We start from the raw sequence: 15149 nt of genomic DNA on the forward strand, positions 1-15149 counted from the left end.
AAATTTGCGTGGAGACACGATTTTTGGGCTGTTTCGTCCGCTTATGTGGATCGAAAAAATTTTTACACAGCTTCGGCCAAAAGCCATCATTTGAGCGTTTAGGAAATTCAGTCCTATTCAATTGTTGAACCCGGCAACAAACAAAGGGAGCCCATATGTCCGACCAAACTGAGCCAACCAGTCAAATTCTGCTCTGCTCTAACTGCTTTACAGATGAAGGGCTTCGGATCGATGCTGCAAAGTATGGTCTTGAGCAACAGAGCGATTGTCCGAATTGTCAAAGCCCGGATGGGCAAAAGCTGACCCTAGATCACATTAATAGTCTAGCGTGGCGCTTCTTCGTGAGTGGAACCACTATCCGGTGCGAGTACGGCGCAGCTCCAGTGATTCAGTTCAACGAGCACCGTTACGGCCAGAGCGACATCGCCCCGTCAGCGTGGCTTGAGAACGACATCAGGCTTATTGAGGAGGCCGCTAAAATTGGATTTTTCCATTATGGTCCACGATTGTGGATGGTCGGCGAAGTAGAACCACTAAAAGCGCTGCAGGATCCAAAGACTCGCCCTCAGATCATTGAACGTATTCTGAGGGAATACCCTGAAGGAACGCTCAGCGAGGGCAGCAAATTCTACCGCCTGCGCGTCAGCCCGGAACGTCCAGCTGAGCCGTCAGAGTACGACAGCCCACCGGTAGCTTTCGCAGGTAGAGGGCGTTTGGATTCTCCAGGTTTATCTGTGATGTACGGATCACAAGATCTTGATGTCTGTATTCATGAATGCAGGGCATCGACGGAGGATGAACTTTATGTGGCAACCTTGAAGGGGCAGCGGGATCTGCGGCTACTGGATCTAACTCACCCCCTGGAGGAAACAGAGACCGAGTTCGAAAGCCTCGATATGGCTATCCACATGTTGTTTCTTGCCCGGTCTCACTCATATGACATTGCCCGCGACATTGCTCTTGCCGCGAAGGAGGCTGGTTTTGACGGAGTTATCTATCCGTCCTTTTTCAGCCTGATTCGCACCGGCGCCCATCCTTTCGAGACGGCCTATGGCCTGTCGCTTCGTCGATTCCATCCAGAGCGGAACCAATATGTGGAAGCAAATACCATTCGAAATCTCGCCCTTTTTGGTAGGCCGATGGAGAGCGGCTTGGTCAGCATCGAGTGCATTAATCGCCTGATCCTCACCCAGGTTGGCTATCGTGGGCATTTCGGGCCGGTTGAGTATTGAAACCGTTGGGGTTGCCGAGAAAAATCCTCATGGCAACTACCGTCCATTTGCAGACGTCTGTAGGGAACACGGATGTTCCGGATTCAGCCCGGTTGCCCACCGATACGGAGGGCGTTCAACCTTTACCGGCTCTCTGGAGCAGCGTTGCCCATCGAACCATTTTTTCACCGTGCGCAAAGCTATGGGATTGCCTGAAACTCACCATTGGCAAACCAGTTGCTGACCTTGATTTTAGCCAATGCCGCTGCAGGGTCGGACGACCAAAGCACAAGGGCCAGCGATTCCTGGGCGCGGCTACAGGTTACGTAAAGCAACCGCAAGGTGCGGTCGATAGTCGTCTCTTTGCCCAGCCCTACGTTCTCTTTGTCCCGCTTGCTAAGCTCCACACCACCAAAAATCTTGTCGTATGAGATAAGAAACCCACCGGCAAGCGCGTCATCCATCACAACCATTACGTGTGCAAACTCGGAACCTTTGACCACCTGATGCGTTGCGAGAACGGTCCCCCCTGCGAGATAAGTTCGGTACAGCCTGAGTTGATTCCAGGGTGCGGCGAACAGCGCACACCACCCGCGACGCATTCTTGCCTGCTTGGATTCCTCCTCTCCTCGACCCGGCGACGGGAGACGTGGCGACTTATCGGCATGAGCTTCCACAAGGCGATGATCGATTTCAAATAATTTTGCGCTCAAGATTGGTGCGAGCACTTCCTCAACAGTTGACTTCGGATCAACACAGGCAGTGGCAAATGCTGTTATAGCCTTCTGCATCTCTTCCACGCGACTCGCTCGCGCGGCACATTCCTCGGGCATGTTGTCGAGGCTTCCATACCGACGAAATACTTCTGTAGCCTTGAACTCGTCCACCGCGCCGTTGATACCTACGCATACCTCTAGTTGAGCAAGCTCGTTGAGGAGAACCTGTACAGCAGAAGGCCCCTTGTTATCACCACTACCAGACGGCGCTGCGGCGTCAGGATCTAGCAGGACCATAGCCTCATATACATGGAGAAACGAACCGCGGGTGGCGACGAGCTTGTGCTCCAGCGCGAGCAATTGGTATTGACTTTGACTCCAGGCGGCTGCCCCGGTAGCTTCGTGCATCCTATCTGCGCACCAACGTTCGCCGAGCACTTTGTCCTCCGGAGAACGTGAGGTGTCACCCACAAAGAGCCGGACCACGCCTCCGGCTTTTTCAGTTCTAGGATGCTGCTCCACACCGTTTGCAGGCAGCGTCCGACCTTCAAGCTCAGCTTCCCAGACTTTGTTAATGAGCGTGACGATTCGGCGCTGACTGCGATGGTTCATCTGCAGCTCTGGCGTTGCCCAGTTCTTCGGGACAAGACTTGGTAGATCGGCGTGCCCGTGCGCATAAATGCGTTGGCGGTGGTCACCGAGCAGCCCAAGAGTCAAGTAGCTCCCCTCTTGTTCTGCAAGCCCCATCAAGGCATCCAGCATGCCTTTCATTGTGTCCTGCGACTCGTCAATGAGAACTATGGGGTGACGATCTTTGAGAATGGTTTGGAGCGTAGGTTTATTTCGGAGTAGCCATGCTGTCGCGTCGAGGACGTAGTTGTGCGCAAGCGCGCCGGAGCCGTACGTGTTGCGATCGGGATGATAGATGAACACATCGGTCGCTCTGAAAGCCTCGATATCATCGTTGATTTCGTCAAGGTCTCTCTGTTTAGCTGGCGTGATGCCTTTCGGCTTCGCTTGTGCCTCGGCGGTCTCTTTCGCAAGTTGAGCTTCTTTTACGGCAATAAGGGCCTCTCGAATATCATCGTTGAACCCGTTGATGAGTTCCCAGCAAAACGAATGGATCGTCGATACACAAACTAAGTCGTTGTCGCCGAGGCGTCCGCTGATGACCGAGACAGCATTCTTGGTGTATGTCACCACCCTAATCGAACGCCCGTACATTCGCAGACGTCGTGCTAGATGTTCGCCTTTATCGTGTTCGATGACACCGGTAAGCCGCCGGAGAACTTCAACCAGAGTACGCGTTTTACCGGAACCCGCACCCGCAAAAAGGAAATAGCTACGCGGCGGTTCTTCGGTGAGATAGCCGCAGATTTCCTCAACTACGTTGGCATCGCGGTCGTTGTCGCCACCGATCGGCACCGCGGTCATGACATCAATTCCGGGTTAGGATCCAGCTGTGTTTGAAGCCATTCCAAGGCATCCGAAATGTACTTAGGGCAGGCAATCGGTTCGTCCGTCGCGACCATCGCAAAGATGCTTGCAGCGAAGTCTCCTTTATTGAAGGAGCCGTGCATGAGTTTGTGCAGAGCTGCGAGCAAGTCCGAAATATTTTCATGGTCGACAACCCGTCTAGCTACGGAGCCAAGCGCGCCTTTTGGCGGTTTAATTTTGTTGCCATCACCGTCGACCTTCTCATCCAAAAGGCCTTTGAACCAAGGAATGTTCTTGAGAATAAGAGAGTCCTCAAAGGTGCTAGGCCAATGTTCACCCGCTTCAGCCACGGGCAGTTGCCAAGCGAAACGCACTAGGCATTCAGCGACTTCTTTCCAAACAAGTTGTACCTCTGCCGGGCTCTTGAAGTCTTCGAGCTGTTGCAGTTTCGGGTGCCATCCGCGCAGAGTCGGATTCCCGCATTGGAGCCCGGCTTGGCCAGTATTAGCCACTGCAACTAGAGTGGTGGTCGGCTCACCATCCTTAGTTGGCTTGCCAGCTCTCTCTTCAACGGGGTCGATGTCGGTGATGATGACCGTGGGAATACGAAGTTTTTCCACCAGCGGCTTAAGCCGATGGGCGTGACTACCGCCAATATCCAGGAAGGAAAGATAGCGGCTGTTGAGCATTTTGAAATCTCGTTCGATGAAAAGCGGTACCAGCATGCGCTCAGCAACGCCTTCAACGAAAATTGCAGCGTTGGCAAACAAAAGGTCAGTATGCTGAACGCGGAAATACCGTTCTGCGAATTGACGGGTCTTTTTGTCATCACCGAAAACTTGCCCAAGATTGACCACCTCGGTGGTCGGCATGAGATTTTCTGCACTCTTCGCTATACGGCGGACGTACCGTAATCGGTCAAAACTTTCCGCATGCGCGAGATGGCTGGAATGAGTACTGATAATTAACTGGCTTTTAAGCCCCGATGCGTCTTTGTCGTTCGGGCTGATCAGCTTGTGGGCCTTATCAGGGAAGACGCGCTGCACTTGGACATGGAGATGCGCCTCAGGCTCCTCAATTAATACCAGGTGAACGGGTACCGGGGAGCCCTTTTCAGGCTTGAGTCGGGCGGCTTTAAAAGAAACCAATTGATAGCTGAGCGATTGGAGATTTTGGTATCCGAGCCCAATGGAGTATTCGGGAAGAAGCTCGTCCAGTGAGTCCTTCTGCATGCTGTATTGAACAGCGGTCCCATGGTCGAGCAAATCAGCTGTCTGTATGCGCGTGCGGAAGCGAATCTCTTGGGGATCGTGCAACCCTGGATACCCGAGCTCTTTAACCTCTTCCACCGACGGAGCGATCGCCTCGTGAATTTTCTTGTCCAGCTCCTGCTGCGCCTCAGCGACCGCTTTAATAAGATCCGCGCGATGTCCATGACCTGTTGTAGCAACATTTAGGTGCTGTCGAGCAAACTTGAGAAGTTGATTGGAGAACATGCCGACACGGTGGGGACCAGAAGCAGACCGTGAATCAGCTTCCTCACTGCCAAGCCCCCGCTGCGCTGCAACGAAATCAACGCATATCAGCTTCTGTAGATGTTTGCGCTCAATTGGACTGGAGTCTGCTGTGAGAGTCTGAGTCGCATAGGTCTGTAGCCCTTCCAGAGGGTTGTTATCGGCGTCCAGTTTGTATGCACGGACTTGACCCAACTTGTGCGGCTCGCGCAACCAAAAGTCAAGCAGGTCAATGGGCCAGGCAAGCGAATCCGCCCCCATATCCTTCACCGGCAGTCGCGCCGTGTGATATGCCCAAGCCAACTCCTTCAACTCGTCAACGCTTGCAGCGGGCTCGAGACGCAACCGTACCCCAACGGCTCCGCCTTTCCAGCTGAATTTGGAGAGAAACGGGGCGACATAGTGGAACATGCCAGCCTCCGCATCGAACCAGAGGTCCATCGTCGGCATAGCCGAGTGGATGATTCCGAGCTGCTCCATCCATTGTTTTTCGGACCCGGTCACTGTCGACGGGTCTTCCTTTAGCACCTCCCAAGCTTTGCCCAGCGCACGTAACGTTGGCCACTGCGAAAGACTTATATCGAAAGCGCCAAAGGGAGAGCCATCCGAAAGGAAGTGACGTAGCGCTGCAAGAACCGATGTTTTGCCGCTGTTGTTGGCTCCGACAAGAATAGTAGTCTTCTTGTCGACATCGAGTTGGACCTTAGCAAGTCGACGGAACTGACAAAGCTCTAGGAATCGAAGTGCGATATTTCCGGCTACCGGCGTGCTGACGATCGCTTCTGACATTGTGATTCCTCTCCAGTCCATGGGTGGTGCGCCAATTCAAAACAATATATCTAATCGTCCACTTTTGGCTGAAAGCCGCCGCTCGTGAACGGCAGTAATCGGTCAGAAGAAGGCATTATCTTAAAACGTTACCCTCACCGCGTCATAAATAGGGCGATGCCCCTCTCAATTCGCGTTCTTCGCATCCCATGTTGCAAGCAGAAAAAGCGCAGTTGACCCCGCTAGATTCACAGCCAGCTCTGCATGACGTGGGGCAGCCTTCGCTCCGCCCTTTCCCTTTCCATGGGCATCGCTTAGACGATTACGAAGCGCACCTAAACCCTCTATAACTGCTGTGCAACCTCCAAGGATTTGCTTAAACACAACCTCTTCATGCTGCGCTTTCGTGAGATTTAGAAGCGCAGCTGTTTGCTTGTAGAGCTTGTTCAGGTCGGGAGTCGCCTCATGGTCGCGTGCCCCAGCTTCGTCGAGTATGTGTTTACATACCGACTCCAGGAGGGTTCGAGCCATTGTGATGGCTCCCTCAGGATCAATAGAACGCCTTTCTAGCGCTTTGGTCCATGCGATCCGAACGTGCTCAGCGTCAACGCGATCCAGCGCCTCTGAAACAACGATATCAGAAGGATGCCCTCCCTCTGACTCAGCGAAGTCAACAAGCGTCCGGAACTCATCCCAGATGAACTTCCTACGCTCGGCGTAGCTTGGGAATTTTGGCTGGATGAACCCCCAGAACTGGTCCAAGTTCCGGTGACGACGCACCCACCCTGGAACCAGTGACACTACGCGAGGATCATCAAGCACGCTCTGTCGGTAAAGAGGGTAGTCCCGCTCATCATCGTTGTTCCCGTTCCCGGTGGCACGATTGATATAGATCGATTGCAAGCTGTCAACGTCATCAATGAGAGACATAGCCTTCCACACCCTCTCCGTATGTAACTTCCAAACCTTTATAGCAGTCCCATGGTCGTCTGTGACCCAAGCGTTTATCTTTGAGTGTCTTTAAAAGGTCGGAGCAATCAAGCCCTACCGTTTAGAGATGGCGACCACTGTAGGTTATGCTCACGGCTTGCCCGCGAATAAGGAAAAGCTGGTACGTGACGGAAATCCAATGCCTTGTACCCTGCCATATCCTTTTCATTCTCTAGGTCCTGCTAAACCTCATTCCGCAGTGGCTGCGGGCTGTTTCAGTTTTACGTGGTCGATGCCCTCTCCTGCGGCCCCCAGATCGCTAGCTATGTGGGACACTGCAAGCCCCGATCCAGCTTTCACCTGAATAGGAAAAGGATGATACCCATGAGCAAGCCGTTCAAAGACCGAATTCATGCGATGAACGAGATGTATAAGCTACCCATCAACAGCGCGCCTACCTTGCTCGAAGACCCTGCCAGCAGGCTCAAAAAGTTCAAGGCCACCCTCATGGACGAGGTTCATGAGATTGATGAGATCATTCAAAAAATCGAGGGCGGTGAGCCAGATATCGATGTCAAGGTAGCTATCGCTGACCTCCTCGGCGACGTCATTGTCTATTGCCGGTCCGAGGCGCTGAAATACGGCCTTCCGCTGGAAGAGGTGCTCGACATCATCATGGATAGCAACGAAAGCAAGCTGGGCATCGACGGCAGGCCTATCTACGATCAAAACGGCAAATTCCTGAAAGGCCCCAACTATTGGAAACCTGAACCAAAGATCAAGGCCTTGCTCAGCGCTTCAGACACAGAGCCCACAGTTTGAGAAGGTGACTGCGTTGAAGACCATGAAACTTGGCCGTACTCGCACGCTTCGCGAGATTGAAGTGGCGCTCAAGAAGATCCATGACAACCCAGGGCATCGATTCATCATTCCTGCGGGCATGCTCAGCGCTCGTCATGGCGCTATGCATGACTCCGCTAGGCTGCAACTGATTGTCACATTGGCTCGGCAGCAACTCCAAGATGACTACCTGGAGTTCAGCCCACAATCAGATGAAGGTGAGTTGCTTAGCAAAATTGCCAACAGTTCACCCGGCATAGCGGCCGTGCGGTTGACCAAAGGAGTCCGGGTCGGTGATCAAGAGTTCACACGCCGAGAGGTTCTGCAAGAAGCGGTCGAGAGGATGCATGACAGCGACGCAGGAGCATACGAAAAGGTCGTGAAAGGTCGCGTGGTTGATTTGATCTGCGTCGCTGCATCCAAAGTGCAATACCTGCGCCCCCTCTTTAGCGCTGAGAACGTGGTAAAGAAACCCAAGGAAATGACGAGCGAGATGCATAAGCTGATCGAATTCGTCAACAAGCAAAGCGGGCGCACAAGCATCCCAGATTCGCTGGTAGAGAGCCTCGGGCTATTCTGCAGCGAACTGATTTCTAACACGCAAGAGCATGCCATCTCAGACCATCTAGGTAATGACTACCCTGCCCACGTAGAGGGTTTGATGGTGGGGTGGAAACGCCTGGATGACGCGATTTTTGCCGAGGACTTTACGGGTACAGATGATCTGAAGCGCTACTGGGAGCGCGAAAAGTCTACGACCGAAAATGACAAGACAAGCCTGCGCGCCCTGCATATCAGCTTTTTTGACTCGGGGCCGGGTCTCGCCTCTCGTATCAGTGGCAAGAGCTTGTCAGAGATGACCTTGGAAGAAGAGCGTTCATACCTGATGAAGTGCCTTAACCGTCGCGTGAGCAGTAAGCCTGAGGGAGCAGCAGGTGTCGGCTTGCCGTCCGTGCTGACCGAGTTGCGCAAAGTCGGCGGCATGATACGCATCCGCACAGGCCGCATGTCCGTTTACAACCAATTCGAGGAGAACGACACCACGCGTAACCCTCTTGGTTTCAGTGATTGGGATGGCACCGCCTTTGCGCCCGTCGCTGGCGCCGTCGTCACCATTTTGATCCCATTGAGGAGCGCGTGATGGAGAGGCTCTATCAATGGATGTCCAAGGCAAGCGGTGCCAGCACTTCAGTCGATGACGCCCTGGTCATCTGCTACAACGACTGCGACCTGTCTGTGCCTGAGATCTTCTCCGACATCGAAAAAGCTTTGAAGGCTCATCTGACCCTTCCTGATTGTGTCTACATTATTGGGTCTACGGCGCAGCTCCAAGTTTTTAATGAGGGATGGAAGGAGGACCAGACTCGTCTCGCCGACTTTCTGTCGAGGGGTGTAAAAAATGACCGGGTATGCGTCCATGAGTACGTATTCTTGGAATGGAACGCTGAATCATTCACTTCGCACGTGCTGAGTGATAGCGCCCAGACCTCCCCCTGTAACCCCGAGAAACTGCTGCGCGATGGGCTGAAAACCCTGCTGGCTAAAAACCATGTCATACACACAGCACCTTCTGCTCATTCGTTCAAGCACCCATCTGGCACTCTGAACAATGTCTTCATCCAGACCCGTGAACTGGCAAGCGATGAGGCTGAGGTTTGCGTAGTTGGCTACGCCCTTGCGCTTGAGTATGCCAGCCAGTTGAAAAAGGCGTGTACTGTCTTCATCGACACGATGGGAATCTACCCATTTGTGAAGAATGCCCTGGGACGTTTGGGGGCGAAGGCGCAGGTGATGAGCTTTCACTCATACGAAAAGCTCAAGACCATCTTCCCTCCTGCCGAAGATTACTTCTGCGTGGTTTCTGCGTCCACGTCGGGAGGTATGACCAAGCAAATGGGAGTGCAGAAGTTCCGGGAAGATTGTGTTGCGACCCTCATCGACAGAACTGCGGATGATCGTTATGGCAAGGTGCTGATACCACTGGATTCGATTGACCACCTACTGCCGGTAAAGCCTGATGACGGCTGCACGCTCATAGAAATCATCGGTGAGAATTTTTCGGCGAAATCCAAACCGCCCAAATCGATCCTAATTTCCCTCAAACATGCCCCAAAGCTACTCCCGAAATTCCACAAGTATTTTGGGATGGAGGGCATCCTGGGTTTCAACCAGGCGAGCCAGCCTAAGAAATTGCTGTACTTGAACCCTGCCAAGGTGCTCGAGCACGCGGACTTCCTGGCATGGCTTTCCGATGAAATTGACTGGTCGGTGTCCCTGGCCACTAATCTGATTGTTCATGCCAACGACTCTGGGTCGCATGTGCTCGCCGAAAAGGCAAAGGAACTGCTGCAGAACAAGCTAGGCGCTCACAAAGCCCTTCAATGTGTTCCTTACTCAGACCTTGATGGGGTCGACTTCGAGACGGTCACAGGCGTGCTTGCCGTCACCATCGTCGCCCGGGATGGTGGTATTTTGAGACAGATTAGTCGTGACCTGCGTGCATACATGAAGCAGGAAGTGCCGAGACGTTTCTTTGCACCCTTTGCGATACCTCAGAGCGCCAAGGCATGGACACAGCTCAAAAGCTTCCTGATGAAGAATCCAACAACGCGCGATTACGGTTTCTCGAACTGGCTACATTTGCCTGTTGGTGAGCTTGGAAGGGAAAGCGCCTGGAGTCGAATGACTGCACTGTGCTCGAGGGCGCAGATTGATCATGACGGGTTTGGTGAGATCGTGGACAGGCGTGTCCGCGATAAATCGCTGGATCACGCGACTGAGCTGCTAGAGAAACACAAACATGGTCTTCTACCCAAGCACGATGGTAGTCCTCTGGCCCTGTCGGATGGTTTCCTGTTCTTCTCGGCTGGTAGCGCGGTCGCGAATGACTGTCCCAACGTACCTCAGAGTACGGTTTACCTTACAATCACCGCGGTATTGCAGCATGCGAGGGAGCATGGGGAGCACGAACTGCGCCTGCAACCCACAGGCTACGAGTCCGTTGTGCTATCACCAGAATGCTTCCTGCGCTTCAACGACAATATCCTTCAAGCCTGTTTCCTCAGAGCGTGCCTTCCTTCAGAACTGGACTACTCAGCCAGCCCTGAACTGAGCAAACTCATGAAGGAGTTGATCGCTAAGATCTTCCAGCGCTGGGAGAAGATCTATGGCGATGCCGCTCTTGAATTTGCAGCGGCGCTAGCCACCGGTACTTTGAAGCTGACGCTTGATGACACCAAGGCGCTGCTGGAAGAGGCAATTACGGAGCGTAGGCTGGTTGCTTCACCACTCATGGGGTTGCTATTGCTGGCCAACAAACTTTACTTCCCCATCACCAAAAACGATGGTGAAGATGCTGTTGCATAAACGATGACCAATACCATGAATGCTGCACAGCCCCTTCTCGGACGTGCGGCATTCATGCCAGCTGCTTGAGTGGTCAAGAGATCCTCGCTTACTTTACGGCAAGGGCTTATCCAATCGCCTCGGCGGCGATCATCCAAATGAAGGAATGCCCGACCCTTTGCCCGCCTAAACGATCAGCTTCACTGTGTATCAACTCTCGTCGGCCATTCATGTCAGATCAGAAGGTAATCGAACCGAATGAGCACTTCATCAGCAATACCGGACGGGCTTGTTGAGTCTTTGAAGACGCAAGCTTCATTGCTGATTGCTGCCTCAGAAATGGAAGCCATAGGGCCAAGTGATCCTCGCGACGAATTTGCTCGTCAACAGCTGCGTCGCGCAGCGGCGTTGGTGAGCGGGGCAGCTGCATTAGGCGCAGTGGCAAATTCCACCTCATTGGGAATCTTAAGCCGCAGCTTACTCGAGCAATTGATAACGGTTTTGTGGGGCATTCGATCCATTGACAATGCGAAGTCCCAAAGCGACACGGGTACTGCTGAATTGGCGAAAGCACTAAAGATGAACTTAAAAGCAGGCACCGCCAAAGTCTTTGACCGGCGCACTGGCGAGGAAGTAACAGCCGGATATCTCGAGAGGGAGCAGGCAAAGGGGAGTCCTCGACGTAAGAGTGTTGAGGAGCAAGCCAAGGAAGCAGACGTTTTGGACCTGTATACCGTTTTCTATAGATTTTTATCGCTTGAGACCCATGGCCACAACGAAAGCCCCAAAGAAAAATCAGAAATCGCAGCTCTGTGCGTTAACCACCTTCAAGGGATTGGTGGCATCAGTCGCGCTATCGGTCAGGCAGGCGTTTGGTGGCTGATGCATCGTCACTGGCCAGACAACGAGTCACTACGTGAAGTGTTAGGCCTAAATGCAGACACTTAGAAACAAAGCTCAACGCCACCCTTCCCTTTCTTGGACAAGTACTCTCCATCCAATCCCGCTGATGGAGGTACACTGAAAGCCAACCAAAGCCACACTGGTGCTTATCAGGAATCGCCATTCGCGATCGCTCGCACACTCGGTGCGAATGGGGGCAAAACTGGGGGCACAATTCGATTTTTTCAGCCTGTAACTACCGACCTAGAGCCCAGTCAAAATGTTCTTCGGAAGCTCTGAAAACAAGTAACAGCTACTACTGATATAGTAGCTGAGGCGCTGTTGGCGTACGGGGGGCGAGTGCGCGAAGTGACCAGTGAGTAATGATTAGATGGCGATGCGGCAGGTATCCAGGTCGCGCACCTAACCGATCATGATAACGTCCAGGGGCTAACGCATGATGGAGCGCAGCGCCCCGGCGAGTTCAAGCCGATTCGACGACCTCAACGGCCTGCCCGAATAACTCACCGAAGCACGCTCCGAGTTCAGTTCCCAATACCAGCGCTACTGACCCAGCAGCAGCGGCGCGATGCCGACGCTCCAGGCGATGCGCATCGCAGCTTCGCTCACGCCTGACTCGGTTGCCAGTTGTCCGGCACCACAGCGATTACGTCGATTTCCATTAGCCATTGCGGCTGCCCTAGTCCGGAAATCACCAGCCCGGTGGAAATCGGGAACACACCCTTGAGCCACTTGCCAACCTCCTGGTAGACCGGCTCGCGATAGCGCGGGTCGATGATGTAGGTTGTGGTCTTGACGATGTGCGACAGGTCCGAACCCGCCTCTTCTAGCAACTGTTTGACGTTTTTCATCGCCTGTTCGGTCTGCGCACGCGGATCTCCAAGCCCCACCAGATTGCCTTCGAAATCGGTGCCGATCTGGCCACGTACATAGATGGTGTTGCCCGCTCGAACCGCCTGGCACAGATCGTTGTCCAGCGACTGGTTCGGATAGGTTTCCTTGGTGTTGAACATGCGAATGCGGGTATGAGTAGGTTGTGCCATGTGAGGCTCCCTGGAAGCAGAAAGTTGGCCGCGCCGCCCGCTTGGGTTCAGCGCGGAATCGAATTCAGGCCGTCACGACTGATGCCGGAGCCGTTGAAACAGCGTGCTCGGCCTGGCGCTCGGCAGCGTCCCTGTATTCGAGGTACTTGCGCTGGGTGGCGATGTGATCGGCGACGTATTTGGCGTCATGCCACACGCCCCAAATGAACGACGACCCGCGACGCGACTGCCACGGCAAACCGAGGAAATAGATGCCGGACTCGTTGGACACCCCACGCTGATGCCGGGGTTTGCCTTTTTCATCGAAGGCGTCGACGTTCATCCAGCTGTAGTCGGTGGCAAAACCGGTGGCCCAGATGATGGTGGTGATGCCGGCCTCAGCCAGGTTCAGTTCCAGAATCGGTTGGGTCACGCATTCCGGATCGGGGAATACGCGACGGGCTTGAGGATCCAGCGGCAGGCTCAGCCCGTTGCGTTCGATGTAGGCATCGGCTGCATCGAGCACTGCCAGATAATTCTCGTCGCCACGGGCCAGGTTCTCGGCCAGGTCTGGCTGGAACGTCGCCACGCCGTCGTTGAACGAACGGGTGACACCGACCAGTTTCATGCCTCGCTGCGCCAGTTCACGGAAGTCCACCGTACGCCCGCCATGGGCGCCACTGACGGCGATCGTTACGTGCTCACGGCCAGGCCTCATCGCCGCCTGATCCCACTCGCCGAGCACCCCCAGCCACCAGCAGAAATCGCGATTGCGATACGCGCGCGGTGGCCGATCATGCTGGCCCACCGACAGGTAGACCTGCTTGCCTGAGCGCTGCAATTCGTCTGCGATCTGAGTACCGGAAGACCCCGCACCGACCACCAGCACCGCGCCTTCGGCCAGTTGCTGCGGGTTGCGGTAGTGCGCGGAATGGATCTGAGTCAGACGTTCGTCGCTCGGTGCGATGGCTGGAATGACCGGTTTCTGAAATGGACCGGTTGCCACGACCACGCGATTGGCCTGGATCACACCTTCAGAGGTCTCGACCGTGAAACCGGGACGTCCCACGTTGCGATCAACCTTGCGCACTTCAACACCGGTGCGAATCGGCGCGTTGAATTTGCGGGCATAGGCTTCGAAGTAATCGGCGACCTGCTCTTTCGGGGCGAAACCGTCGGGGCTCAAACCGGCAAACTCGAGACCGGGAAAACGGTCGTGCCAGGCCGGGCCGTTGGCAACCAGCGAATCCCAGCGCCCGGTGCGCCAGGCTTCGGCAATCCGGCTGCGCTCCAGGACCAGGTGCGCGATCCCCAGTCTGCTCAGGTGTTCGCTCATGGCCACGCCAGCCTGGCCAGCGCCGACCACAAGCGTATCGATTTCAGTTTTTCCAGCTGTCATACCTGTGTCCTTCACGAAGGCGGGTGTGGACGCATTCTGTGCAGGATCGGGGGATAGCGAAATTATGATTTTTGTCGTCGCAGAGCAGGAAAAAGCTAGGGCTATGGTTCGCCTGGGTCGCTCAACATCCCATGACACATCAGCCCCAGCACACTGCGCATATGCGCCGCATGGGCTTGGCGATCAGGCACCGCTTCGGTCGCCAGGCGAATGAACGCAAGGTTGGCGTACTGATTGAACAGGGTCGCGGCGACCTCGATATCCACTGACTGGCGGACCTTGCCCAGATCCTGAAAATGCATGAGCAGGGCCTTGGCTTCCTCGACCACCGCCGCGTTCCACGGATGAAAGGCGTGGGACAGGTCTCCCGTGAACAGGAACGGCGCCAGTTCGCGCCACAGCGAAGCGGGCATCGCACGCAACTGATGGCGAGTCATCAGGCCTTCGAGTTCACACAGCGCCTCGAGCGGATCTGAGTTGTCATCCAGATTCGCCCTCGCCTCGCGCATGGCCAGTTCGTCAGGGGCCTTGAGCAACGCAAGCAGGATCTCCTGCTTACCGCCGAAATAATTCACCACGGTCGGCGCCGAAACGCCCGCCTCGTTGGCAATCTGCTCAAGGGTGGTTGCGCCGAATCCGTTGGCCTTGAACAGCGCAAGTGCCGCCTCGGCGATGACCTGCCGGCGCTGTTCTTTCTGCCGCTCTCTTAATCCGCTCATGACGCCCTTGCGCTGGCTCTACGATGCCGCTCAGGGTACGGATTTGTATTTTTATCCACAAATATTTTCTTTACAAAAATATTTTTAGCTGACAAAACTTATGCCACAACACGCCCCGGCCAGCCCCTCGCCGCCTCGCAATGGTGAGCATCGGGCGCCTTCTCCTGGAGACCCGCAATGTCCATCGAACTCGATACTGAACTCAACAGCAGCCGCACCACGAGCGATTATCAGGCGTCCGATGCCGCCCACCACATCCATGCGTTCGTCGACCAGAAAGCCCTCAACGCAGAAGGCCCACGGGTGATGGTCAGAGGGGACCGGCTGGCCTTGTGGGACAACGAC

General features: G+C 54.6%; 11 protein-coding genes and 1 pseudogene. 6 read left to right on the forward strand and 6 right to left on the reverse strand.

All coding sequences use genetic code 11. The features are described 5' to 3' along the window. Positions 1 to 155: 155 nt before the first annotated feature. The gene (locus tag AOA60_RS31805; RefSeq protein WP_099587655.1) at positions 156 to 1232 is read left to right on the forward strand and encodes an RES family NAD+ phosphorylase; all 1077 of its coding nucleotides are present in this window, start codon (positions 156 to 158) and stop codon (positions 1230 to 1232) included. A 179-nt stretch (positions 1233 to 1411) separates the two neighbouring features. Here AOA60_RS31805 and AOA60_RS31810 read toward each other — a convergent pair whose 3' ends face one another. From AOA60_RS31810 to AOA60_RS31820, 3 genes are all read right to left on the reverse strand, one after another. Beyond that, positions 1412 to 3361: a UvrD-helicase domain-containing protein gene (locus AOA60_RS31810; RefSeq protein WP_099587656.1), complete on the reverse strand. Its 1950-nt coding sequence runs from the start codon at positions 3359 to 3361 to the stop codon at positions 1412 to 1414. Next, positions 3358 to 5667 carry an AAA family ATPase gene (locus AOA60_RS31815; protein ID WP_099587657.1) on the reverse strand — a complete coding sequence of 770 codons (2310 nt, stop codon included), beginning with the start codon at positions 5665 to 5667 and terminating at the stop codon, positions 3358 to 3360. The genes AOA60_RS31810 and AOA60_RS31815 overlap by 4 nt, the downstream gene beginning before the upstream one ends. 165 nt (positions 5668 to 5832) lie before the next feature. Then, positions 5833 to 6576 (reverse strand): abortive infection family protein, encoded by a 744-nt coding sequence (locus tag AOA60_RS31820; RefSeq protein WP_099587658.1) that lies wholly within the window; start codon positions 6574 to 6576, stop codon positions 5833 to 5835. Positions 6577 to 6960: 384 nt separating this feature from the next. Here AOA60_RS31820 and AOA60_RS31825 point away from each other — a divergent pair, with 384 nt between their 5' ends. The 4 genes from AOA60_RS31825 to AOA60_RS31840 all read left to right on the forward strand — a co-directional run bounded on the left by AOA60_RS31825 (position 6961) and on the right by AOA60_RS31840 (position 11709). Beyond that, positions 6961 to 7398: a pyrophosphatase gene (locus tag AOA60_RS31825; RefSeq protein WP_099587659.1), complete on the forward strand. Its 438-nt coding sequence runs from the start codon at positions 6961 to 6963 to the stop codon at positions 7396 to 7398. 22 nt (positions 7399 to 7420) lie between these two features. After that, positions 7421 to 8557: a hypothetical protein gene (locus tag AOA60_RS31830; protein WP_099587668.1), complete on the forward strand. Its 1137-nt coding sequence runs from the start codon at positions 7421 to 7423 to the stop codon at positions 8555 to 8557. Continuing rightward, on the forward strand, positions 8557 to 10782 hold the full coding sequence (locus AOA60_RS31835) for a hypothetical protein (RefSeq protein ID WP_099587660.1): 2226 nt from the start codon (positions 8557 to 8559) through the stop codon (positions 10780 to 10782). The genes AOA60_RS31830 and AOA60_RS31835 overlap by 1 nt, the downstream gene beginning before the upstream one ends. A 237-nt stretch (positions 10783 to 11019) precedes the next feature. Further along, complete coding sequence (locus AOA60_RS31840; RefSeq protein ID WP_256592917.1) at positions 11020 to 11709, forward strand: DUF5677 domain-containing protein; 690 nt, start codon at positions 11020 to 11022, stop codon at positions 11707 to 11709. 560 nt (positions 11710 to 12269) lie between these two features. Here the strand turns inward: AOA60_RS31840 and AOA60_RS31845 are convergent. The 3 genes from AOA60_RS31845 to AOA60_RS31855 form a co-directional block, all read right to left on the reverse strand. After that, positions 12270 to 12707, reverse strand: a complete 438-nt coding sequence (locus AOA60_RS31845; protein ID WP_099587661.1) for a RidA family protein — start codon at positions 12705 to 12707, stop codon at positions 12270 to 12272. 64 nt (positions 12708 to 12771) lie between these two features. After that, entirely contained in the window at positions 12772 to 14085 is a 1314-nt protein-coding gene (locus AOA60_RS31850; protein WP_099587662.1) for an NAD(P)/FAD-dependent oxidoreductase, read from the reverse strand. Between the two features lie 101 nt (positions 14086 to 14186). Further along, positions 14187 to 14804 carry a TetR/AcrR family transcriptional regulator gene (locus tag AOA60_RS31855; protein WP_099587663.1) on the reverse strand — a complete coding sequence of 206 codons (618 nt, stop codon included), beginning with the start codon at positions 14802 to 14804 and terminating at the stop codon, positions 14187 to 14189. Between the two features lie 177 nt (positions 14805 to 14981). Between AOA60_RS31855 and AOA60_RS31860 the strand changes: the two are divergent. Then, positions 14982 to 15149: pseudogene (locus AOA60_RS31860) on the forward strand (aspartate aminotransferase family protein); the annotation flags it as partial.

This window comes from Pseudomonas sp. 2822-17 (genome assembly GCF_002742485.1).
Lineage (GTDB): Bacteria > Pseudomonadota > Gammaproteobacteria > Pseudomonadales > Pseudomonadaceae > Aquipseudomonas > Aquipseudomonas cyclaminis.